Source organism: Paenibacillus piri, from assembly GCF_004354045.1.
Taxonomy (GTDB): Bacteria; Bacillota; Bacilli; order Paenibacillales; family NBRC-103111; genus Paenibacillus_S; species Paenibacillus_S piri.
Genome location: NZ_SMRT01000031.1, coordinates 1 through 22,994 on the forward strand (window position 1 = coordinate 1; position 22,994 = coordinate 22,994).

Genomic DNA, 22,994 nt, shown 5'->3' on the forward strand with positions numbered 1-22,994 from the left:
GTCAGCTGCTCGACTGTCGTACCGTCCAGCGCCGTTACCGTGTGCGCTGTTTCATCCAGCGCGATCAGGTTCGCGTGACCGCTCGCTTTCAGTTGGATTTGCACGTTGGCGCTCGGCTCTGCCGGCACCGTCGACACGGCGATCGCGTACGTCCGCGACGCTTGGCCGTTCGCTGCGGTGACGGTCAGCTTGTCGCCGCTCGCCAGCGCTGCGGACGGCTCCTTGGCCGCTCCGAACGCATCCGTCACGGCGTAAGTCTGCTGCGAGCCGTCTGTCGACTCGATCTGCGCCGTCAGCTGMTCGACTGTCGTRCCGTCCAGCGCCGTTACCGTGTGCGCTGCTTCATCCAGCGCGATCAGGTTCGCGTGACCGCTCGCTTTCAGCTGGATTTGCACGTTGGCGCTCGGCTCTGCCGGCACCGTCGACACGGCGATCGCGTACGTCCGCGACGCTTGGCCGTTCGCTGCGGTGACGATCAGCTTGTCGCCGCTCGCCAGCGCTGTGGACGGCTCCTTGGACACTCCGCCCTCATCGGTTACGGCGTAGGTCTGCTGCGAGCCGTCCGTCGACTCGATCTGCGCCGTCAGCTGCGCGACTGTCGTGCCGCCCAGCGCCGTCACCGTTTGCGCTGTTTCATCCAGCGCGATCAAGTTCGCATGACCGCTCGCTTTCAGCTGAATTTGCACGTTGGCGCTCAAGCCTTGGCCCGAATTGTTCGGCTGCCGACGCGAACTCGAGCTTGAACCGGATGGCGCAATCGGAGCTCCGGATGCTCCTCCGGTTACTTCGACGCCTCCAATGACCGCCTTCTTCCCGTCTCCCAACGTGACGTTACCGGGCTTGATCTCCATAACAACGCCATCGGTATGGAGAGTGGCATTTTCAATTTTACCCGAGCCCTTAACTTCAACCTGCGCATCCGAAACGAACTGATCAATGGTTGCATCGCCGGCCAATAGCACAGTTGTGCCAACCGCTGCGGCAAGAATGTCCAGCTGCTTCGTCTTTCCGTTTAACAAATGAACGCCAATACCCGGCGCTTCGACCGAAACGTTCAAAAATTCGCCTTCCAGCCTGATTTCCTGGCCGGGGGCGACCGTCTGGGCGATCCAAACATCGCCAAAGCCTTGACTTGTACCATTATCATTTTTAAGTATGACACCCGAATGCAGCTCACTTTGCGAAATCGAAGTCGTGCCTTGCGTAACGATTCTAATTTTGCCGTCTTTTTTAAGGACGATTAATTTCCCTTCAAGCGACGAATTGTTTATGATCACGCTATGCTCTCCACCGCCATGGACAAAAGTTTGTCCCTTTACGGTTACACGATCAAGCGCTACGTTGCCGTCGCCGACACCTTCCGTTATGTACAAATTGCCTTGGATCGTCATATCCTTCAGTACGACATTGCCCGCGTTCACCACAAGGTTGGTTGCAACTGAATTGGAGTACACGGCTGCCTGATGAATCAAATCGCCGGCCACATTATCCAGCAATTTAACAAATTCGGCTCTTGTAATCGGAGCATTCGGCTCAAAAGCGTTGTCCCCACGCCCTGCCGCATAGCTGCCTTCCGTAAGAGCGCTGATCGCCTCTTTGCCCCATTCGGCTATTTGCGCCGAATCGGCAAAGCGGTCGGCTGAAAGCTTATTGCGAGCTTTCAACTCGAAAGCTCTTGCCACTATGACGGCCGCTTCCTGCCGGCTGATCGACGATTCCGGTCTGAATCGGCCCGCATCGTCCCCTTCGGCAATTTTAGCCGCAGCCGCTTTGGAAACGTCTTCATTATACCACGCACTGGACGCAACGTCCCCGAACCGGGTTGAAGCCGTATCTTGATATCCGAACACTCTGTTGATCAGCGCGACAAATTCCGCTCTGGTCACGAACGCATCGGGCTTAAAGGTTTGATCCTCATAGCCGCGTATGATGCCTTTACCGGTCCATTTGCCAATTTCGCCGGACGCCCAATGGCCCGACATGTCCGTGAAAGCCATCGTTGACGGAGCAGCTGCCGCCGTATTCTCCGGTATATCGAGGGAAAGCATGGAGAATAACATGGCAAGGACCAATGTTACCGAAAGCCACTTCTTCGTGTTTCGAAACAAGCAAAGCCCTCCTTAGTAAAATAATTAATTCCATAATACCCTTATTATGGATGTAATAACTATGCAAAATGATAACCGGCTTAACCCTAATCGCCGTGCACCGCTCCGTTCAAATGTCCGAAAAGCGGCGCACCTGCGATTAACAGCCCATTGTCATCAGGCACACGAAGTACCTTCATTGTACTTAGGGGTAAAAAGCTAGACCATACAAATTCTTTACATAAATGTTTAAAATCTTTTACTCTTGCCTGAATGGAGCGGCATGACTGCAGCTAACCTCCTTGCAGGATGCGTTTCATCAAGGCGGCGGCTTCCGCGCGGGTAGAAGCCCCGTTCGGAGCAAATTTGCCCGGCTCGCGCCCGTTGATCAGTTGGAGCGACGCAGCCGCTTGGACGGACTCGCGGGCCCATTCCGCAATCTCCGGTTCGTCCGCAAACATAGAGACAGCTTTGCTTTCTGCAGATACGCCTGCCGCCGCCGAATAAGCTCTCATAATCATCGCGACCATCTCCTGACGCGTAACAAGTGCGTCCGGGTCAAAGCGGGTCGCGGTTCTTCCCGTCACAATACCGGATTTTGCCGCAATCGCGACCGGCTCCGCATACCATGCATCCGGCGCTACGTCCGCGAACTTCAGCCCGCCCCTCTCCGTCAGCTTCAGCGCGCGCACCAGCATTGCGGTGAATTCGGCTCTTGTAACGGAACGGTCCGGTTCGAACGTCGTTAAGCCCGTACCATCGATCCGGTGCTTGGCCGCCAGTTGTTCAATTGCGCTTGATGCCCAGTGGGACGGCGGCACATCGGCAAATTTTTTCTTAAATTCGAGTACGGCATACTTGCTGAAATGATGCAGCCGGGCGACCAGCTCTCCGTCCTTGTACTCGCCTCCAACGTATTCCAGCGTTCCGTTGTCCATGATAAAGTAAATGCCGGCCAATCCGGAATCGACTCCCGGATCCGCCTTAAGACGGACGGTTACGGGAAGCTGAAGCTCGTTCAAAGACATTGTTCTGCCGTCTTTGGTTACAACCGCCAAGCCCAAATCCAAGATTTGGCCTGACAGCTTCAGCTGCGCCTGGCTGGACAGCTCTCCGTCCGCCAGCAGCTTCGCCGCATCCGCTGCCGATAACGGCTCGGCTTTGAATACCAGGCTGCTGTCCTTCAGTTCGTCGCCGTCAACGAGAGCTGTCAGCTGTTGAAGCAAGCCGGCAGGCACCTCGACAGTCAGCTTATTCATTTGAATCGTCAATGAGCGCTGCCCCAGCAGCTCGATCGCATTGGACGGGAGAACGACTTGCTTCATATCGTCCGTAACTGTTACCGTCACGCCTGCTTCATTCGCATGGTTAGCCAGCTCTTCGGGCTTCACCACATGCCCCTCGGGCACTGTGCTGCCCGTATTGGCTGCAGCGGGAGCCGAACCGCGGGATTTGCTTTTGCCGGAACCGCCATTCCCTCCGGTTCCGCCGTCGCCTCCCGTTCCGCCATCGCCTCCCGTTCCGCCATCGCCTCCCGTTCCGCCATCGCCTCCAGTCCCGCCATCGCCTCCGGGAGCCGTCTTGGCGCGTACGACAAGCGGAATTTCTGCCGTCAAGGCCGTCGAGCCGTCCGATCGTCTCGTTACTTCCAGGACGAGCGTTACGGTTGTATCCGCATCAGGCGGTGTAATCGCTCCGTCAAGACCGACGACGTCCGGATGACTCGAGCTTTTGACAGCCAGCGTAAATCCGTCCGGCACAACCGGCAGCGTTAATGTGACGGCATCCTTCTCCGGCGCAGGAACAGACGCGATCACCGCCGCAACGTCAGCCGCTGTCCGTTGAACCCGGATCGCATACGTCTCGGACGATACTCCGTCTTCGGCCGTTACGAGCAGCCGATCACCTGCCGCCAGAACATCCGCCGGCCGCTTGATGCCGCCGGTCGCATCGGTCACGGCATAAGCTTGCGCCGATCCGTCCGCAGCCTCAATCCGGGCTACAAGATGTGCCGTCGTCATGCCGGCATCGACCGTAACGCTTTTCGCTGCGGCATTAACGATAATGGAAGCGGCATCGTCGTTCTTCGCACGGATACCGGTATTGCCTGATTTCGGCACCTCCGGCTCCGGCGCATCCAGCTTGAGGCCGATGAAGTCGAACGAAACCGTATTCCCGCTGCCTGCTGTCCGGCCAGCCCGCGTAAATCTGAACGTATGCTCGCCCGCAGCAAGCTCCGCAGTGCCGATTTGCGTCGCATACATGCCTTGTTTCGTCGTATCCGCAACATATTGATCAACCGGCAAGCCCAGGTCCGTTCCGTCGATCGATAACTGCGGATTCGCCCGGTTATTGTTTTTCTTGTAGCCCAAGAACACTTCATAACGGCCTGCCGCAGGCGCCGCAACCTTAAATTCAACCCAATTGCCCGTTTCCGGCATCGTCAGCTGGTAATGCGATCCGTTGGTCGCGCCGTTATAGGCATGCGTATTGCCGCTCTCGGGTCCGGCTTGCGCCGTGTAAGTGCCGGACATGGCGTAGGCTCCTGCGGGGTCGACCTCGTAGGCTATGTCCAGAAGCACCACCGTGTATGCGGCGTTCGTCCGGCCGTCTTCAGCCGTTACGAGCAGCCGATCGCCTGCGGCCAGCGTTCCCGAAGTTTTCGCCTCGCCCGCCGCATTCGTAACCGCATACGTCAATCTTGTCGCATCGGCCGATTCCACCCCGGATAGCAGCTGCGCCGTTGTTGTACCGGTATAAGCCATAATTTTCCGATCCTGATTGTAGGCGGCAACGATCCGGCCTTGTCCGCCGTTGCTTGCAGAGACCGCAACATACGTGTTCGTAATTGCAGCAGCAGCGGAAATCGTATAAACCGCCGTCGAATGATTATCCTCCGCCTTGACGATCAAGCGGTCTCCAATGACCAGCGCTCCCGATGTCTTGGAGACGCCGGCCGCAGTCGTAACGCTGTAGGCTTGCGTAGAATCGTCCGTCGATTCAATCTGGGCAATCAGCTGAGCGACGGTTGTCGCCGTACCGACGGTGCCGATTCTGCGGGCCGCCGTATCGACCGCCAATACATTCGGATGTCCGGCAGCCTTCGGCCGAATAAACGTATTGTCGCTTTTCGGAGCCGTCGTTCTGGCCGGTACGACGACCTCGATCAGATCGGTTGTCGCCGATGCTCCATCCGACAGCCTCGTTACCTCCAGCACAAGCGTTACGGTCGTCGCCTTGCCCGGCGGGAATATGATGCCGTTCGCGTTAATGATCTGCGGGTCATACGATTGCTGAACCTGAATCGTAAATCCGGCAGGTACCGAAGGCAGCGTCAAAACAGTCGCATCCGGGGCTGGAGCAGGAATCGACTTAATCTGATCGGCTATCGTTTCCGGATCGAGCTCGGCCACCGTTATATGGGCGGCTGCTTTCTTCGGAGTGCCATAGACGGCGCCTTGAACGGTAAACAGTCCTGGCGACGCATATTGCGCCGGATTGATCGGATCCCAGGTTACGGGCACCTCCCTGGCGGTTCTGTCGCTGTACACCGCCGTAACAACGGACGGCAGCACAGGAGCCACGCCGACTGGCGTCGTTATTTGCACAGGCGTAATGCTGTCGATCACGGGATTCGTTTGAACCTTTTTCAATTCAATATAGTCGATCACAAATCCGAGCGTGTTCGTGCTGGACGGATTTTTGCCGACGATCTCGAATTTGAATGTATGCTCGCCCGCTTCGGCCAGCTGTACCTGACCCAAATTCGTCGAGAAATAAGCGGCACCCGACGTAACAATATATTGGTCGACAGGCGCTCCCAAAGGCTGCCCGTCCACATACGTCTGGAATATGCCTCTGCCGTTGTTTTTCTTATAGCCGAAAATGACCTCATAAGTTCCTGCCTCAGGAACGTTAGCCTTGAACTGCGCCCATTGGTTGGATGTGGCGGTAAACGTGATCTGCAAATTTCGTCCTCCGCTTGCCGCAGTTTCATCATTGAACTTGACTGCCAATCCGCCCGGATTTAACGCATAAGGCATCGACTCGCCTTCGAATTTGTAGCTGGAGCCGTTATTGGACTGTCCGCCTTGAACGAGCACCGAAATGGGAGAAGTGCTCGCTTTCACGCTGTCGGATATTCTCGTTATTTCCAATACGAGCTTCACGGTCGTCGATTCGGCCGGCGTCGAAATCGTTCCGTCCGTCTGGATAACGTCCGTCCGGTCCGAGCTTTTAATCCGCACCGAGTAGCCGGAAGGCACCGCCGGCAACGTGAGCTGTGTCGCGCCCGAAGCCGGTGCCGGGATCGAAGTGATTCCCGCTGCGATATCCGTGATCGGATCTACGGCCTGCTGGACGAACATCGCGACAGCTTCATTGCCCTGCCCGTCGCCGCTCATAATTTTCGCGCGCACAGTGCTCGAGTGGTTCATCGCAAACGGACCGCTGTACAAGGCGGAATTCGCTTTAGGCTCGCTTCCGTCCAGCGTATACCGCACCTCCGCCTGCGGATCGAACGATTTCAGCGTCACCTGCTGCGAGCCTTGGAAAAAGGCGCCGTACGGCTCCATCGACAATTTGGAAATTTTCAGCAGTCTGCTGCCGTGCGGCTCAATGCTTTCGCTGTAGGAGGACATCGTGCCGAGAATCGCATGCGACCACATGTCGCTGACCAGATAGCTGCCCGACAATCCCAAGTCGTTCTGAAAATGGATGGACCGCGTCTGCGGAGTATCCTCCCGGTTAAACAAGGCGACGACCCAGGTGCCGTCCGGGAGCTGGCCTTTCCAAATTTGGCTTAACGGGCTGCTCAGCGTCCGGGATAACGGCTTGCCGACAAACCCGCGTTTATTCATATCAATAATTTCCCAGTTTTTGTAATACGTATCGTTTCTTCCGATTTCATTATATCTGTCGCCAATGTTAATGCTGCTGCCGGACATCGCCAACAGGCCGATTCTCGTCTTCTTTTCCGCATCGGTGCTTGCGTTGTTGCCTGAGCTGAGAACCGTAAAATCGCCGTCGATGACGACCTTTCCTTTGCCCGACAAATCCGAAAAATAGATGAGGCCGTCAAATATATTGTAAGCGGGCGGCCATGTATCGGTTCTCGTCGTTCCCCGGTTTCGCACGCTCGTATGGTACCATACGCCGGGCTGGGTCGCATCCGTTCTCCAGTCCTCGCTCGCCCTCAAAATATCCGCCGTTCTGACCTCATCGGCCGCATGATTTACATTGTTCGTATTGGCGTAATAAAGAATCAAATCATTGCCAGCAGCTTCCCTCATCCACTCGTACAGCTTGGTTACCGCCACGTGTCCGTAAACATTTTCGAAATATCTTAAAAAGTCGATCTTCAGCAAATCCACGCCTTGGCTAATATAGTACCGAATCATGCCTTGGACGTATTCCTTCGAACCGGCAGCGTCGGGGTTTACCATATACCGGGTTTGATGCATGTAGGTCGGGTTGTCGATAATGATGCTTTTTAACGGAATGTTCGTCCCGACGACCTTCATGGTATCGTCATTCACGAAATCTTGATGCAGCCACGCCGGGTTGTAATAAATGCCGAGCTTCAAGCCTTTGCTGTGAACGTAATCCGCCCAATATTTCCAATCATGCTGCCAATTGTTTTTATAATGCGTGATGTACCCGTTCTCGTTATGCAGAGTGGAGTCGCCGACCCAGCCGTCCACCCCGATGTACTCGTAACCGAACTCTTTAAAATTGTCGGCAATCCAGTCGACATTGGCCTTCATGTGCGCCTCCGTAAAGCTGCCGCCATACGGTGTCGCATGCCAGCCCATGACGCCCGAGCCCTTCTGATTGAATGTCGTATCCGCCGCCTCGACCTTTGCAGCCAAGAACGCATCGCTAAAAAGCATGACTACTGTCAAAACCGCCATCATTACTTTAAATGAGACATAAAGCCGGTTTTTTGTCATATTTATTCCCTCCTTTTACTTAATATGGAAATAACAAATAAAGGCAGGCTTTGACAAAACTGTCAAAGCGGTCTGCTTCGTTAATTGGCGTAATGCTTGTATTCGGTAGGGGAATAGCCGGTAAACTTTTTAAAGCAGGAGCTGAAATATTGCGGGTTGCTGTATCCTACCTTCTCCGCAATTTCGTAGGTTTTCAAATCGCTCATCCGCAGCAGCTCGACCGCAGCCTTCATGCGCAGCTTCAGCAGATAGTCTCCGAAGGAGATGTTTTTTTCCTTTTTGAACAGGATGCTCAAGTAAGTGGGGCTTATATAAATACTTCCGGCGACATCCTGAAGAGAGAGTCCCTCCTTTGCATAATTTGTTTCCATAAAGGCAATCGCCTGGTGAATCTTGCTCTTCATTTGATGCTCACGGTAGCTTGAGGAAACTTCAACTAAATGCACGGTCAGCTCACGGATCTTTTGAAATATTTCTTGAACCGTTTGCAGCCGCTGCAGCTTGCTGTAATAGGTGTAAAAATCGATTGCTTCTCCGCTTTCTCTAAGCGCGCCATGGCGGACTGCCCATTCTTCAAGCTCCTTGAACAGCAGCAGCGTAATTTCGACGCCCAGCAGCCGTACCTGCGACAACGAAACGAATCGGATGTTCATGATCATCGCTTCAATATTTCCAAGTATGGTTATAGCTTCTTTTTCCAGACCGAGCCGTACTTTTAAAACCAGCTCCTTCTCCATGCCGCTCAGCTCGATTTGCGTCGAGTCGGCGGGCGGCAGACCGGTGTCGCCGATCATCAGAACGCGATTCGTGCCGAGCATATGCCGGAATTCCACAGCCGATTTCGCATCCCGGTATGAAAGACAGACATCGTGCCGGTTGTCGTAAACAAAGCCGATGCCTGCGGTTACCGTCGTTTTTAAATACTTTTCGATATTGGTGCGAATGTTTTCCGCCGCCTCGAACGCTTTATGCTCGATTTCAGACTTGTCCGCATCGTCATAATACACAATAACGACCTCGTCATCCTGGGAATCGAACACGAGCCCGCGGTATTCGGTCCGTATAATTTCTTCAGCTGCATTCAGTATGCAATATTTCAACATTTCTTGACCGAAGCGGTTTTCATATTCCGAATAGCAATAATCGTCGGCCCGCAAAACAATCGTCACATACCGGCTGTCGGGCAAATGCAATTTCAACAGCTCGCTGGCCGCGTAAATTTCCTGATCGGACAGCTTCCCTTTAATCCACTGCTCAAAAAAGCGTTGCCGAAGCAGCGGCAAGCCTTCGATCACTTTCTGCTCGATTTCTTTCTCGTATTCCAATTCGGCGATCGCCCGCTTGGCCGTATCCACTAAAACCTGATTATCGACCGGCTTCATTAAATAATCGAATACTTTAAGCTGCAGCGCCCGCTTGGCGAACTCGAACTCGTCATAGCTGGTCAGCATAATGATTTTAATTTCCGGAAAACGCGCCTTCACCGCATTCGCCAGCTCGAACCCGTCCATAAACGGCATCCGGATATCCGTTATGATCAGATGCGGCTGCAGCTCCTCGACCAGCTTCAGCCCTTCTTCTCCGTCTCTTGCCGAGGTGACGAACCCGAACCCGTGCTGCTCCCAAGGAATACTCAGCGTCAGTCCCTTGCGGATGATGCTGTCGTCATCAATGATTATTACTTTATACATCGCTGCTTCCCCCAGTCACAATGGTTATTCGATTTCTGCAGATTGAAGAGGTATGTTGACCGTTACGATGATCCCTCCGCCGGAACGATGAACATAAGCAAGTCCGTAACAGGGCCCATAGTTGAGTCTGAGCCGTTCATGCACGTTGCGGATGCCGAAGCCCAAATTCCCTTCATTGGACGCTCCGTTCCGCAGACTCTCATTTATGGCCGCCAGCTTCTCCTCCGGCATGCCGATCCCGTTATCCTCCACGTGGATGAGCACCTCCTGCTTGGACGAATAGCCCCATATCCGGATGAAGCCTTTGCTTCGCTTCTGCTTCATGCCATGGTAGATCGCATTTTCCACCAGCGGCTGCAGCGTCAGCTTGACGATCGGACAGCTCATAATATCGGGATCCATCTCGATCTCATAGCTGAAATCTTCGCCGTAGCGCATCTGCTGAATGTACAGGTAATTTTGGATGTGCTCGATTTCCTGCGAAACCGGAATACGTTCATTGCCCTTGCTGATGCTGATCCGGAAAAAGCTCGATAATGCGGTCACCATTTCACCGGCTTCCCGGTTATTTCCCATTTCGCAAAGCTGCTTGATGGAAAACAACGTATTGTACAGAAAATGCGGCCTGATCTGCGACTGCAGCACGGCCAGCTCCGACAGCCGTTTCAGCTCCTGCTCCTCCTTAACCTCCTTGAGCAGATCTTTGATCCGGTATACCAAATCCTGAATACTGCTGCTCAGCACGCCGATTTCGTTGGAATTCGCGACTTTAAGCTCGATATCGAGATTGCCGTCCTCGACCAGACCCACTTTTCTCGTCAGCTTGGTCAGCGGCTTCGTAATGATGTGGGCGATCAGATTGGAAAGCACGACAGCGACGAGGATGATCCCGAACATGACCGCGATCGTCACATATTTGATCGCATTCACCTCGTCCAACAGCTCGTCCTCGGGCAGCACCGCCACCATCTTCCATTTGTTAATATCCAGCGTGTCGTAAATGACGAGCATGTTGCTGCCGTGAGCATTTTTCATGCTGATTTGACCTGACGTCTGAGCGGCTTCCTGCAGCTTTTTTTGCAGCTCCGTTTCGTCGATTTCGTACTTCCGCTCGACCCGCTTCACGCTCATAAAGCCGTCGTCGCTAATCAGGCATAAATACCCGTTCTTGCTTACTTTCGCGTTGCTTAAAATATCCGTAAAAAACCGGCTCTTCAAATTAAACATAAAGATGCCGTTCGTATGCTCGCGGTCTTTGCCGAACATGACGTAAGCGCTAACAACTTGCGGTGCGCTCAGCTCGGAGTCATCGTGCAAATTAAGCCATTTGATGACGGACAGCCGGTGATCGTCAAGCTGGCGGCTGTATTTGTCCAGCGATACCTGTACAGGGGATCCGAACGAGTTGCGCTTAAACCAGGAAGCCTTGCCGTCATTGAAATAAAACAGGATCGAATCAATCATCGAATAATGATCGAAATACGAGTCGAACGATTTGTTCATAAAAATGTAATCCGCAGGCTCCATCACGGCGTTCGGATCTCCCGCCCGGTTCATGACGGCAGTCCACTCGGAACTGTTTTCCACGGCAATGAGCTCGACGACAAACGCGGTTAATTTATCGTTCAGCAGGCTTTTCGTTTGTGCGATCGTGTCCTTCAGGCCGGTAAACGCGATTTGCCTGATCTGCTTGGACGCCAGTATGAATGAGATCATACCCGTTCCCAGCACGAATAATATGATGATCGGTATAAACAATCCTATAATCGTCGATTTGAGTGACCGGAATTTGAGCAACTGCTCGCCTCCTGCTTCCATATCAAAAGGGGAGGCCGGCAATTCAGCCCACCCCTCCGATTCATGAATGAGATCCCGCTATTTTTTCATCGCGGCGTCATAATCTTTTTTCGCTTTTTCCATCGATTTCGCCCAGCCGTTGACGAATTCGTCGACGGTCATTTTACCGGTCAACACTTTTTGGAAATCCGGCTCCAGCTGCTGGGTCGTAATTTTCGTGTAATCCGGCAAATACGTCGGAAGGTTCAAAATTTTCGTGTTGCTATCGGCAAGCACCTCGGCGCCCAGTTGGATATGCTGCGTCTTCTTCACGTAATCGCTGTTGAGCGAATCGTTATTGGTAGGCATTTGCCCGATGTTTTGGTTCCAGTACGTCTGGCTTTCCGCGGACATCAGGAAGCTGAGCAGCTTCCATGCTTCATTCGGATGCTTCGTATTTTTGAACATGACAAGACCGTTGGCGATCGGTGCAACCACTCTCGTGCCGTTGGCCGACTTTGGAGGAATAACTCCGGCGAACTTGTCCGTACCCAGGTTTTTCACATGGTCATTATAGGAGCCGAAGTTATGCTGAATCATGGCGGAAGTGCCGGTATCGAACGTGGCGTTCATTTCCTTGTTGCTGTTCGTTACGTCGCTGACCGGCGTGTTCTTCTTGTACAGTGCTACATATTTGTTTAAAAATTCAACGATTTTCGGATCGTTGACCGTTGCTTTGCCTTCAGGCGTAAAGTATGTCGAAATGCCGGAATACGCATAAATCATCGAGGTGAGCTGATTGATGCTGCCTCCGCCCCCGCGGATACTGAACCCGTACCGGTTGTTTTTCTGGTCGGTCAGCTTGTCAATATTTTTGAAAAAGTCGTCCCATGTCGTCGGTGCGTTCAGGCCCGCTTCCTTGACCCAATCCGTCCGGTACCAGAGAATATCCAGGAACATCGTGTGCGGGAGGTAGTACAGCTTGCCGTTGGACGTCAGGCTGCGATCGAAGTCGATCATATTTTTCGCGATTTTATCTTTGTCGCTCCACTTGTCGAAGAACGGATCGAGCTCCTGAACGGCTCCCTTGGCGATAAAATCGGACAGCCAGACCATGTTGATTCCCGCAACGTCAGGGGTATCGTTGGCAGCGATGGCCACATCGTATTTCTGTTTGTTGCCGCTCGCCGGAATCCCTACATACTCGACGTCGATATTCGGATTTTTCTCATGAAAGCGTTTAAATAGCTCCTCGTAAAACGGCGTCCGATCCGGTCCCGGATTCTCGTCCCAGAACGAAAGCTTTACTTTCTCCGCAGGCTTGGAAGCGTCGGCCGGTTTTTGCTCAGCATTCGCCGGCGGCGCGGCTGCCGGAGCGGTGCCGCCTCCGCCATTGCTGCACCCCGTAAACAGCATCGATAAAGACAGCCCCGCCACCAATACAGAGGATAGACCCTTTTTTTTCATGTTTTGCAACTCCTTTTATCATTATATGCTAAATCCTGTCCCGGATAAATACCGCTAAGGAATTAGTTAACGCGTCATCCTTTTACTGCGCCTGCGCTCATTCCCTGCACCAAATACTTTTGCACGTAAGCGAAAAGAATCAGCACCGGTATAACCGATATCACGCTGCCGGCCGCCAGCGCACCGTAATGAATATCGTACTCGCCCTGCATATACCGGAGTCCGACCGGCAAGGTGAAGAGCGCTTTTTTACTAATGAGCATGAGGGCGAACAAAAACTCGTTCCAAGCCCCGATGAACGTATACACCATCGTCGCGACGATGCCCGGCAGCAAAATAGGGAAAATGACCAGAAAAATCGCCTTCAGCCGGCTGCAGCCGTCTACCATCGCCGCTTCCTCCAGCTGTTCGGGAACGTTGGTAATAAAACCGCTCATCAAAATCGCGTTGAACGGAAGCTGGAACGTGCTGTAAATGATGACCAGGGCGAACAGGTTGCTTGTCAAATGCAGGCTGCGGAAAATTTCGAACAGCGGAATCAGCAGCATCGCCCCAGGGACAAACTGCGTACAAAGCAGCAGCAGCATAAACACCTTTTTTCCGCGGAAGTTAAACCGGCTGATCGCATAGCCCACCAGAATCGAGCATACGAGCACGATAACGACCGTTAGCCCGGAGACGGCCAAGCTGTTAAAAAAGTATTTGGAAAAGCCGACATTGTTCCAGGCCACATAAAAATTATCGAACGTAGCCGGGTACGGAAAATATTGAATCGGCAGCTTGACAATATCGCTCTCCCGCTTCAAAGCGGTAACAACAACCCAAAACAACGGAAAAATCGTAAACAGCATCGCCAGAAACATCGGAATGTACAATATAAATGCCCGGTCCAGCAGCTTAGGAAGCGTAAGTTTCATTGCAAGCCCGTTTCTCATGTCTGATCTTCCTTTCCAAATCCGCTCAATTTCAAATAGGACACCGCAAACAGCAGCAGGATGATAAAGCCAATTACCGTAAGCGCCGATCCATAGCCAAAATCTTGAGCGATAATCGCCTGCTTGACGATATACATTGGAAGCGTCGTCGTCAAATCAACCGGACCTCCCGTGCCGTTGGTCATAATAAAAATCAGGTCGACGTTGTTAAACTCCCACACCGCGCGCAGCAGCGTCGTTAAAATAATCGTGTTTTTCAAAAATGGCATCGTAATATGGATGAACGACTTCCATCTGTTCGCCCCGTCGACTACAGCCGACTCGTACAAATCGCCGGGAATCGTCTGCATGGCCGCCAGCAGCGCAATCGTGAAAAAAGGAATCCCCCGCCATAATTCGGCCGTCACGATCGACGGAAAGACGGTGTTCAGCTCGGCCAGCCATGCGACCCGATGATCAATCCAGTTAAAGCGGAGCAGCAGGTCGTTGATGACACCCATCTGCTCGTTAAAAATCAACGACCATAAGGTCGACGTCACGACGCCGGAAATCGCCCAAGGCAGTATCGCCGCCGACCGGAACAATCCGCGGAACTTAAAACTCTGATTCAGCATCAGCGCAATGCCCAAGCCGCAGATCAACTGCAGCACCACCTCGACGACAACCCATTTCAGCGATACCCACAGGCTTAAGTAAAATAACGAATCTTCCCGAAATATCTTGGTGAAATTATCCAGTCCAGCGAATCCATTCTCATACGTTTTGGCCGGGTTAAAATGCTGCATGCTGTAATAAAAAACGTTGCCTACCGGATAAAACAAAAAGCAAAAAATTAATATAATGGCTGGAGCAATCAAAATATACGGCATCCAATTGATGCTTTTTTTTCTTTTCTTTGCAGCCGAATGCTGTTGACGTGTTAGCGTCGGATTGCTTGCACTCACGATGTCCCCTCCATCTGTATTTTGTAATCTCATTATAAAATTTCGACTTGGGGGATTGAATAAAAGATCTTTATATTGTTGTTTGAGATTTTTACAATATGAACCGGATGGATACGTTTCCTGCCTGTAAAAAATATGCCGGATATATAGTCAAAGAGCGCAACAAAAACACGACATGCCGCGTCAACTATCTGAAGGTCATCCACATTATGGGGGGTTACATCATCTTGAACTTGAATTGGAAATCGTTCGTCAGCGGCTTGCTGGTCGGCTCGGCTCTATTCTCGAGTATTTCTTACGCCGCTCCTGAAGTGGTCAAATTAATTGTTAACGGCAAGGAGGTCGTCTCCGAAGTGCCTGCGCAAATCGTTGACGGCAGCACCTTGATCCCTGCGCGCGCATTGGCCGAAGCTCTCGGCGCCAAAGTAGCATGGGACGAAGGAAACCGCAGAGTCATCGTGGAGGGCGAAGGCTACAACCGGTACATGGATGAACAGGAAGCGGTTCGGCTGGCCGGAGCGGCCCAGCGCCATTATTGGCATATTTCTATCGGCGGTTTGGGCAGCGGCGCTGCCGAAAGTTTCGATGTGAAAGGGACTCCTTACCGCCTGCTGGGCGGCGATCTCGATACAAAAGCGAAATTTACGGCATTTATCGAGGAGGTTACGACTCCGGAGCAGGCCGCGGCGTATTGGAGCAAGCAGACGGAGAACGGCTCGATCGTCGAAGTCAACGGCAAGCTGGCGCAGCCCAATGCCGACGGCGGCAGCCTGCGGAACTGGAACGGAGCGAAAGCCGTGCTTGTCCGGGACGGGGCCGATTTGAAGACTTACGCGATGACCGTGCCGGTCGGCGATACGGGAGAAACCGAGCAGCATGAGGTTAAAGTCCGGCTCGTTCCAGGCAAAGGCTGGCGCCTCGACGGAATGCTCGATCTCGTACGTTAATTTAAAAACCTTCGCTTCCACGGGCTGCGGATTCGAAGGTTTTTTCCGATTTTACATCCCTCTAATATTGCAATGACAATCTCCCTGTACAATAAAGATATATGAAGCCTAGGAGGTTGCATGCATGGGAAACAAACTGATTATCGCCGCCATATTACTGGCATTAAGCTATTTCGGCATACGTCAGCCGGAATTCGTCATCGTCAATCCGTTCCCCGCCGACCCGTTCGAATATGAATTCGACCTGCTGAACGGCCAAGTCGCCGTCAACCCGTACGGCGCAAGCAAGTAAAGCGTTACCGCGGCGCTTATTCCTCTTTTTCCCCTTTTACGATGGCTCGCAATCCCCCCAACAATGCGCGGCTTTGACCATGGATTCGAAAACTGTCTGTAATATATATGAAACCGCCCCTTCAAGTATAGCGCTCTACCTATAAAAGCCGGTGAATAACGGCCCGCTGCGCAGGCGGATCATTCTTCCGATCACTGTTGTCCCCAGATTTCTTGAATGTATACCGCATTAGCGGTTGAAATCCGGGGACAAAGGCGACCGCTTACGCTTCTCCAGAACGATTCCGCCCTTACCGCGATTTATTCATCACATTTCTAAGTATATGTGGGCTATGTCGGAAAAGGTTCGGTGTTAAAAAGTACTGGGTTCCCTTGGGAATTATTGTTGTTGCCATGCTTTCGTTCGCTACGCATAAAGGCAGCGAGGAGCAGCTGTTTTCAGCGGAAACAGCTGCTCCTTTCACTGGCTTTTTATATGACTACTCCTTCACCCCTTTTTGCGCGTTCATCGTTTCTTCCAAACTCCCGTCATACCCATTTTGGAAAAAGTATATGTTGATGACTTCCTTGTTTTCACCGGCCATACCTACCACATATGCCGTACCATTAGACAATTGGCATAAGACAGGTACACCGAAACCGGGGCTTTCCGATGGTATGACTTTACTGCTGCTTATTGAAACATGGTTTGGCAGCAAAGCGGCCACAGATTGTTCCTAAACAAAAAGCCCTCAATCCCGAAGGAATAAGGGCTCTGGGGAAGATAACTCGGGTAAAGTAACAAATCCCCAGGTTTAACTTCTCCCAAATTAGTCAGAGTATGGTTAGATGAAAGAACGGGAAACGATAACAAGAAGAATAAACAACACAAGAATTACGGCTGTAGACGTAAAGAAACCGCCACAGCTGCCAAATCCCAGTCCTGCTCCCATGGATTTTGCCTCCTTCCGCTTTAAACTTGTGTATTTTATGATCATATGAGGTCTGGAGATTGGGCGATTCGGATAATCAGGCTCGTGCGTAGCTTCACCGGGTTAATCAATCGATCTGAAATTTACAAAAAATTAACAAAACAATCAGTTTCGTCAGTCGAAATTTATATTGTTCACAACGGCAAACTATGGTAAAGTCGAATTATGTCATATTCGATCGGAAAAAGGGGTATTATGTTCAAACTTACCATTGGCAAAAAAATGATAATTGGTTTTTTGGTTATTGGACTTCTGCTTGGAATCGTAAGTATGTTATCTCTTTATTATTTGAAGAAGCTGGACGATTCCTATACAGATTTGATTGATCGACGGGAATATATTCTTTCCAATACGAAAGATATGAGAGCCAGCACGCTGCAGCAGATGAGCAGTTTGCGCGATTATCTGTTAACCCAAAATCAAGACGGATTAACTAAATATAGTCAGGCGAGTACGAACCTTAATGAACTAATTGACACAACTTCCAATCTGGTAAGACGTGATGCGGACAAAAGCGATTTAAACAAACTAAACGAACTGGGTCAACAATTTAAGAAGAGTGCCGACCAAGTAATTTCCTTAATAAAAACAAATAAAGAAGCTGCCGTAGCATTGGCAAATTCCGAGGCGATTCCGATTGGGCGCGAGATGGAAAATTTGGCTAACCGAATTGCAGAAGGCCAACAGAAGCTGGTTGATGAAGGCAGCAGAGAAAATTCATTGATGATTGAATCCATCAGGACAACGATCCTGATTTTGAGTATAATCGCATTCATATTAGCTGTTGTGATAGGTCTCGTTATTTCCCGAATAATTTCCAAGCCAATCGTTCTTTTGGCTCATGCAGCGAAACAAATTGCTTCAGGCGATCTGACGTTACAAAAAATTAACGTAAAAAGTCGGGATGAAGTCGGTGAATTGGCTGATTCCTTTAACCAAATGGTCGACAACCTACGCGCTTTAATATTTCAAGTCGGAATAAGCGTAGAACAAGTAGCGTCATCTTCGGAACAATTAACGGCAAGCGCCGAACAGACAAATCATGCAACAGAGCAAATTTCTTCTGCCATTCAGCAAGTTGCCGCCGGAACGGATAAGCAAGTTCAAAGTGTGACGGAAAGCGTGCAGGCAGTAAACGAACTGTCGGCAGGAGCGCAGCAAATTGCTGCTAATGCTCAAAGTGTCTCCTCTTCTGTTTCTGAAGCTGAAGAAAAATCGCAAGAGGGAAAGCAAGCGATTCTGAAGGTAGAACATCAGATGAATTTTATTTCTCAAACCATTGAAAGCTTATCCACTGTAGTTAAAGGATTGGGGGAACGGTCCCAAAACATTGGAGAGATTGTGGAAATTATTTCTGGCATTGCGGCGCAAACCAGTTTACTGGCCCTCAATGCTTCTATTGAAGCGGCACGCGCAGGAGAACAAGGAAAAGGATTTGCGGTAGTAGCAAGCGAGATTAGAAAATTATCCGAACAGTCAACTCAATCATCCCAGCAGATCGCGGAATTGATATCAACCATTCAACAGGAAACAAATATGGCAACACAATCGATGGAACTTGGAACGAAAGAAGTGGTCGAAGGAATCCGTGTTGTTAATATAGCGGGGACATCATTTAGCCAAATCGAACAATCCGTCCATAAAGTAGTGACTCAAATTCAAGAGGTAGCGGCGGCCGCTCAACAAATGTCAGCCGGTACGGAGCAGATCGGAAGCTCTATGAATTATATTTCTAAAATTGTCGAGGAATCCGCATCGGGTGTGCAGCATATATCTTCTTCTACGGAAGAACAATTGGCATCCATGGAGGAAGTATTCTCTTCCGCCTCTTCGTTGTCTAAAATGGCTGAAGAGCTGCAGCATCAAATTGGAAAATTCAAGCTATAATTTTTTTACATATTGAACCAAACAAATGAGAGCAATTGAATTGTTAGCCCTCCTTCCTGCTCAGGAAAGAGGGCTTTGATTATTTATGTAATTATTCTGCAATGTGGAACTTATTTACAGGGCGGAACACTTTCTTACCGTCAATCGCGACATGATTTTCTGAATATGCAGTTACTTTTCCCGGCGGATAAATAGCTATAGCTCCTTGAGTAACTTTTACAATGTAGCCATTTTTTTTGGCTGTTTCAAAATCATTATCCTCAATTAATTCATATCCGGCCTTCATGCTTACTCCTCCTCGTTTTTGTAGCAACCTTTTTTAATAAAAACCATTATACTCCTTTCAGTTGGCAATTTAAAATATTTATTTTTCCGTCCGGACGGATGCTGTACTCTCCGGGCAATGGCCGCGGATGACCGCTATTAAAGTACCGGTTAGTTTCGAACAATATCTTGGTTGCGCAAAATTTAATTATATTCCTTGACAGGAATATTCCGATTGAAGTATATTTGAAACAAGCAATACAATAACTTGCTGGAGAAGAATTACTGCTGACATCTGTCTTAGTTTAATTTTAAAAAAATTTTATGTATGGAGGATTTGTTATGACTGAAAACAAGGGAACAAACAAGATGACAGCGAAGTTGGAAGGCAATGAATTAGTAATTACACGTGTCTTCCATGCGCCGCGTGAGCTTGTGTTCAAAGTATGGTCCGAGGCCGAGCATCTGAGAAACTGGTGGGGACCGAAAGGATTCGAATTGAGTGTCGCCGGGCTGGATTTTCGTCCGGGCGGTTATTTCCACTACAGCATGCAATCCCCGGACGGTTACCAAATGTGGGCCAAGTTTGTGTATCACGAAATCGAAGCATCGGAGAGGATCGTTTGGGTTACCAGCTTTTCGGATGAGGAAGGCAACGTTGTCCGAGCCCCTTTCAGCGCTAAGTACCCCTTGGAAATACGCAATGTCCTGACCTTAAGTGAAAACAATGGCACAACCACAATTACCCTGCGCGGCGGTCCGATTAATGCAACAGCGGAAGAACAAAGCTTTTTCACAGGCATGTTCGAGTCTATGAAGCAAGGCTTCGGAGCAACTTTCGATCAGCTTGAACAATATTTGGCGAAGGTTTAATGAATATTCATTCAAATATCACGAACGTTCTAAAACTCGTGTTGGATGTTTGAGCGATGGAATTAAAATAGCAAAAAAAGCCCTCCACCTTGTGAAGGAAAGAGGGCTTTTTGGGAGTTAATGACTGCCAAGCTGAATTGTTTCCGAATGATCAAAAGTACAATTAGATACAAGAACGTAAAACGATAACGAGAAGAATAAACAACACAAGAATCACACCTGTAGACGTAAAGAAACCAGTACAGCTGCCTCCCATGGGTTCTGCCTCCTTCCAAATTTATCTTCTATATTTTATGAACATATGAGGTTTAGAGATTGGACTTTTCAAAATACAGGCGCTTACATAAGGAGATAAAATAAAAAAAGCCCTCCATCCTGAAGGAAAAGGGCTTTAGGGGAAGGATCTTCAAGCTTAATTGTTTCCGAATGGGCAAAAGTACGGTTAGATCCAAGAACGGGAAACGATTACGAGAAGAATAAACAACACAAGAATCACACCTGTAGACGTAAAGAAACCAGCACAGCTGCCTCCCATGGGTTCTGCCTCCTTCCGCTTTATCCTTATACATATTATGACAAAATGAGGTTTGGAGATTGGGCTGTTCGGAAAATCAGGCTCACGTTTAAAGTGCTTGCAGCTGCAAAAAAATTTTAAAAGGACTCCGCACCGGAGTGTAAAGAAAGGTATAATAAATGAACAGAAGAAAACCCTAAAAGGGATTCCTTGAATAGTATAGAAACTAAGTAAGAGAATCGACATATTAATCAATAGAAAAAGGAGCTGCGATGACAGAACAAAAAGCAATCATAGATACCGGATGGAACTTCGATAACAGTTATGCCCGTCTGCCGGATTTATTTTTTTCCAGGCTCAGTCCACCCCCTGTGCGCTCGCCGAAGTTAATTATTGTTAACGGTCCGCTGGCAGCGTCGTTAGGGTTGAACGTCCAAGCTCTGCAAAGCAGCGATGGCGTAGCGGCGCTTGCCGGCAACCTGGTTCCCGAAGGAGCGTCGCCACTTGCTCAAGCTTATGCAGGGCATCAATTCGGGCATTTTACGATGCTGGGGGATGGCCGGGCTTTGCTGCTTGGCGAACAGATCACTCCCCAAGGCGAACGGTTTGACATTCAGCTCAAGGGTTCGGGGAAAACGCCATATTCCCGCCGAGGCGACGGGCGAGCGGCACTGGGACCGATGCTGCGCGAATACATCATCAGTGAAGCCATGCACGCTCTCGGTATTGCTACTACCCGCAGTCTAGCCGTGGTGACGACCGGAGAGTCCATCATCCGCGAAACTGAATTGCCAGGTGCCATTTTAACCCGCGTGGCTGCCAGTCATCTGCGCGTCGGGACCTTTGAATACGTTGCAAAATGGGGTAACATCCAGGATCTTCGGACCCTAGCCGATTACACATTGCAAAGACATTTTCCAGAGGTTAACCTTGACGAGAGCCGCTATCTTGTCCTCCTCCGGCAAGTAATTGAGCGTCAGGCCGCGCTGATTGCCAAATGGCAGCTAGCGGGCTTTATTCACGGGGTGATGAACACCGATAACATGGCCCTTAGCGGGGAAACCATCGATTATGGTCCATGCGCCTTCATGGATACTTATGATCCGGCAACGGTATTCAGTTCCATTGACATTCACGGCCGCTATGCCTATGGCAATCAGCCTTATGTTGCCGCTTGGAATCTTGCGAGATTTGCCGAAGCCCTGCTGCCGCTGCTGCATGACAACGAACAGCAGGCTGTCAAAATGGCCCAGGATGCAATTTCAGATTTTACCGGGTTGTATCAACGTCATTGGCTCGCGGGAATGAGGGCAAAGCTGGGACTCTTCAACGAAGAGCCGCAGGATGAATCCCTTATGAAAGATATCCTCAGCATGATGGAGAAATATCGTGCGGACTATACCAATACATTCCGCGCATTTACGATGGATAAACCGGAGGATACGGGCCTGTTTGGCGCACCGGAATTTGCTCCGTGGCATGAGCTGTGGCAGGAAAGATTAGGCAGGCAGCAGCAATCCAAAGCCTCCTCGCTTCAGTTGATGCGCAGCAGCAACCCCGCGCTAATCCCGCGCAACCATCGGGTCGAGGAGGCGCTGGAAGCCGCGGTGAATGAGGGAGACTACAGCGTGATGGAGCGGCTTCTTGATGTACTTTCGAGCCCTTACGCACACTCTCCCGAGCAGGCCGAATACTCCACATTGCCTGAGCCATCCGACTGCCCTTATCAAACCTTTTGCGGCACATGATTTAATATGGCAACAAAATAGGCACGATAAAGGCAAAATGCGCGATAGTTGTACAGTTGCTGCGGTTGTGCCAACAAGTATTAACCGCTGGTCTAGTGCTCAACTTAAGCGGAAGCTGTTGCAATTAGCGTTAAATGAAAAGAGGGGAATATGGCCTGAATACGGCCCCCTCTTTTTTGCGTTACTTCGTTGTCGGAGCTTGAAGTGAGGCGAGCCTTATCACGATAACAGCCGATATAAGATTAGCTTTAGGTATGATTACGGATACTGTAGCATAGCGGCAGCCGATAAGTAATCAGGGCGCCGGTTTTCCCCGACGCCCAATTTTCTTACTTAGCAGAACGTGCTAGCGCTGTTGATCCTGCTGGTTCGCAGTGTCGTCGTTACCTTCAACACCCTCACCCACCTTGTTGCCCAACGCTGCGCCTGCGATTGCACCGGCAACGGTGCCGATAGGACCCAACGCGGAACCCACAACAGCGCCCACGACACCACCACCTGCGGTTCCTACAGCTTCTCCAACGTCAATGTCAGCCATGTCGGCCGTGTTGCGGTCAGAACCACCGTTTCGATTGCGGTCGTTGTTTTTAGCCATCCATCTCACTCCCTCGTTTTGTGATAGGAAACTGCTATTTTGCTAGCCCGTTC

The 22,994-nt window shown here is 50.6% G+C and carries 18 protein-coding genes; 6 read left to right on the forward strand and 12 right to left on the reverse strand.

Annotated features, from left to right (window positions below; genetic code table 11):
- The 7 genes from E1757_RS33495 to E1757_RS33525 all read right to left on the reverse strand — a co-directional run.
- Positions 1 to 2,108, reverse strand: a 2,108-nt coding sequence (locus E1757_RS33495; RefSeq protein WP_133236479.1) for an S-layer homology domain-containing protein, incomplete at its 3' end; no start/stop codon positions are given.
- 272 nt (positions 2,109 to 2,380) lie between these two features.
- Positions 2,381 to 8,038 carry an S-layer homology domain-containing protein gene (locus E1757_RS33500; RefSeq protein ID WP_133236481.1) on the reverse strand — a complete coding sequence of 1,886 codons (5,658 nt, stop codon included), beginning with the start codon at positions 8,036 to 8,038 and terminating at the stop codon, positions 2,381 to 2,383.
- A gap of 80 nt (positions 8,039 to 8,118) precedes the next feature.
- Positions 8,119 to 9,729 carry a response regulator gene (locus tag E1757_RS33505; protein WP_133236483.1) on the reverse strand — a complete coding sequence of 537 codons (1,611 nt, stop codon included), beginning with the start codon at positions 9,727 to 9,729 and terminating at the stop codon, positions 8,119 to 8,121.
- A 24-nt stretch (positions 9,730 to 9,753) separates the two neighbouring features.
- Entirely contained in the window at positions 9,754 to 11,526 is a 1,773-nt protein-coding gene (locus tag E1757_RS33510) for a sensor histidine kinase (RefSeq protein ID WP_165972403.1), read from the reverse strand.
- A 78-nt stretch (positions 11,527 to 11,604) separates the two neighbouring features.
- Positions 11,605 to 12,972 carry an ABC transporter substrate-binding protein gene (locus tag E1757_RS33515; protein WP_133236487.1) on the reverse strand — a complete coding sequence of 456 codons (1,368 nt, stop codon included), beginning with the start codon at positions 12,970 to 12,972 and terminating at the stop codon, positions 11,605 to 11,607.
- A 74-nt stretch (positions 12,973 to 13,046) separates the two neighbouring features.
- Positions 13,047 to 13,907 (reverse strand): carbohydrate ABC transporter permease, encoded by an 861-nt coding sequence (locus tag E1757_RS33520; RefSeq protein WP_246079698.1) that lies wholly within the window; start codon positions 13,905 to 13,907, stop codon positions 13,047 to 13,049.
- On the reverse strand, positions 13,904 to 14,851 hold the full coding sequence (locus tag E1757_RS33525; protein ID WP_246079699.1) for a carbohydrate ABC transporter permease: 948 nt from the start codon (positions 14,849 to 14,851) through the stop codon (positions 13,904 to 13,906). Before E1757_RS33525 ends, E1757_RS33520 begins: the two co-directional genes overlap by 4 nt.
- Positions 14,852 to 14,949: 98 nt before the next feature.
- Here E1757_RS33525 and E1757_RS33530 point away from each other — a divergent pair, with 98 nt between their 5' ends.
- The 3 genes from E1757_RS33530 (at position 14,950) to E1757_RS33535 (ending at position 16,809) form a co-directional block, all read left to right on the forward strand.
- Positions 14,950 to 15,798 (forward strand): DL-endopeptidase inhibitor IseA family protein, encoded by an 849-nt coding sequence (locus tag E1757_RS33530; protein WP_133236491.1) that lies wholly within the window; start codon positions 14,950 to 14,952, stop codon positions 15,796 to 15,798.
- A gap of 124 nt (positions 15,799 to 15,922) precedes the next feature.
- Entirely contained in the window at positions 15,923 to 16,090 is a 168-nt protein-coding gene (locus tag E1757_RS36070; RefSeq protein ID WP_165972404.1) for a hypothetical protein, read from the forward strand.
- Positions 16,091 to 16,461: 371 nt separating this feature from the next.
- Positions 16,462 to 16,809 (forward strand): hypothetical protein, encoded by a 348-nt coding sequence (locus E1757_RS33535; RefSeq protein ID WP_133236493.1) that lies wholly within the window; start codon positions 16,462 to 16,464, stop codon positions 16,807 to 16,809.
- A gap of 104 nt (positions 16,810 to 16,913) precedes the next feature.
- Here E1757_RS33535 and E1757_RS33540 read toward each other — a convergent pair whose 3' ends face one another.
- On the reverse strand, positions 16,914 to 17,021 hold the full coding sequence (locus E1757_RS33540) for a YjcZ family sporulation protein (RefSeq protein WP_133236495.1): 108 nt from the start codon (positions 17,019 to 17,021) through the stop codon (positions 16,914 to 16,916).
- Between the two features lie 234 nt (positions 17,022 to 17,255).
- On the opposite strand from E1757_RS33540, the gene E1757_RS33545 reads away from it, so the two are divergent.
- Positions 17,256 to 18,947 carry a methyl-accepting chemotaxis protein gene (locus E1757_RS33545; protein WP_165972405.1) on the forward strand — a complete coding sequence of 564 codons (1,692 nt, stop codon included), beginning with the start codon at positions 17,256 to 17,258 and terminating at the stop codon, positions 18,945 to 18,947.
- A 91-nt stretch (positions 18,948 to 19,038) separates the two neighbouring features.
- Here the strand turns inward: E1757_RS33545 and E1757_RS33550 are convergent, their stop codons facing one another.
- Positions 19,039 to 19,233, reverse strand: coding sequence for a hypothetical protein (locus E1757_RS33550; protein ID WP_133236499.1), 195 nt, complete (start codon positions 19,231 to 19,233; stop codon positions 19,039 to 19,041).
- Between the two features lie 320 nt (positions 19,234 to 19,553).
- On the opposite strand from E1757_RS33550, the gene E1757_RS33555 reads away from it, so the two are divergent.
- Positions 19,554 to 20,084, forward strand: a complete 531-nt coding sequence (locus E1757_RS33555; protein WP_246079700.1) for an SRPBCC family protein — start codon at positions 19,554 to 19,556, stop codon at positions 20,082 to 20,084.
- 163 nt (positions 20,085 to 20,247) lie between these two features.
- Here E1757_RS33555 and E1757_RS36770 read toward each other — a convergent pair whose 3' ends face one another.
- Together E1757_RS36770 and E1757_RS36775 are read right to left on the reverse strand one after the other, a co-directional pair.
- Positions 20,248 to 20,340 carry a sporulation protein YjcZ gene (locus tag E1757_RS36770; protein ID WP_246079701.1) on the reverse strand — a complete coding sequence of 31 codons (93 nt, stop codon included), beginning with the start codon at positions 20,338 to 20,340 and terminating at the stop codon, positions 20,248 to 20,250.
- Between the two features lie 186 nt (positions 20,341 to 20,526).
- Positions 20,527 to 20,619, reverse strand: coding sequence for a sporulation protein YjcZ (locus E1757_RS36775; protein WP_133236501.1), 93 nt, complete (start codon positions 20,617 to 20,619; stop codon positions 20,527 to 20,529).
- 251 nt (positions 20,620 to 20,870) lie between these two features.
- On the opposite strand from E1757_RS36775, the gene E1757_RS33565 reads away from it, so the two are divergent.
- Entirely contained in the window at positions 20,871 to 22,346 is a 1,476-nt protein-coding gene (locus E1757_RS33565; RefSeq protein WP_133236503.1) for a protein adenylyltransferase SelO, read from the forward strand.
- A gap of 346 nt (positions 22,347 to 22,692) precedes the next feature.
- Here E1757_RS33565 and E1757_RS33570 read toward each other — a convergent pair whose 3' ends face one another.
- A complete protein-coding gene (locus E1757_RS33570) occupies positions 22,693 to 22,941 on the reverse strand; it encodes a glycine zipper 2TM domain-containing protein (RefSeq protein WP_133236505.1) in 249 nt (82 codons plus the stop codon).
- Between the last annotated feature and the right edge of the window lie 53 nt (positions 22,942 to 22,994).

Coding starts and splice junctions, on each gene's coding strand:
- E1757_RS33500 (WP_133236481.1), bottom strand. CDS start 8,038: ATGACAAAAAACCGGCTTTATGTCTCATTTAAAGTAATGATGGCGGTT.
- E1757_RS33505 (WP_133236483.1), bottom strand. CDS start 9,729: ATGTATAAAGTAATAATCATTGATGACGACAGCATCATCCGCAAGGGA.
- E1757_RS33515 (WP_133236487.1), bottom strand. CDS start 12,972: ATGAAAAAAAAGGGTCTATCCTCTGTATTGGTGGCGGGGCTGTCTTTA.
- E1757_RS33520 (WP_246079698.1), bottom strand. CDS start 13,907: ATGAGAAACGGGCTTGCAATGAAACTTACGCTTCCTAAGCTGCTGGAC.
- E1757_RS33530 (WP_133236491.1), top strand. CDS start 14,950: ATGAACCGGATGGATACGTTTCCTGCCTGTAAAAAATATGCCGGATAT.
- E1757_RS36070 (WP_165972404.1), top strand. CDS start 15,923: ATGGGAAACAAACTGATTATCGCCGCCATATTACTGGCATTAAGCTAT.
- E1757_RS33540 (WP_133236495.1), bottom strand. CDS start 17,021: ATGGGAGCAGGACTGGGATTTGGCAGCTGTGGCGGTTTCTTTACGTCT.
- E1757_RS33545 (WP_165972405.1), top strand. CDS start 17,256: ATGTTCAAACTTACCATTGGCAAAAAAATGATAATTGGTTTTTTGGTT.
- E1757_RS33550 (WP_133236499.1), bottom strand. CDS start 19,233: ATGAAGGCCGGATATGAATTAATTGAGGATAATGATTTTGAAACAGCC.
- E1757_RS33555 (WP_246079700.1), top strand. CDS start 19,554: ATGACTGAAAACAAGGGAACAAACAAGATGACAGCGAAGTTGGAAGGC.
- E1757_RS36770 (WP_246079701.1), bottom strand. CDS start 20,340: ATGGGAGGCAGCTGTACTGGTTTCTTTACGTCTACAGGTGTGATTCTT.
- E1757_RS36775 (WP_133236501.1), bottom strand. CDS start 20,619: ATGGGAGGCAGCTGTGCTGGTTTCTTTACGTCTACAGGTGTGATTCTT.
- E1757_RS33565 (WP_133236503.1), top strand. CDS start 20,871: ATGACAGAACAAAAAGCAATCATAGATACCGGATGGAACTTCGATAAC.
- E1757_RS33570 (WP_133236505.1), bottom strand. CDS start 22,941: ATGGCTAAAAACAACGACCGCAATCGAAACGGTGGTTCTGACCGCAAC.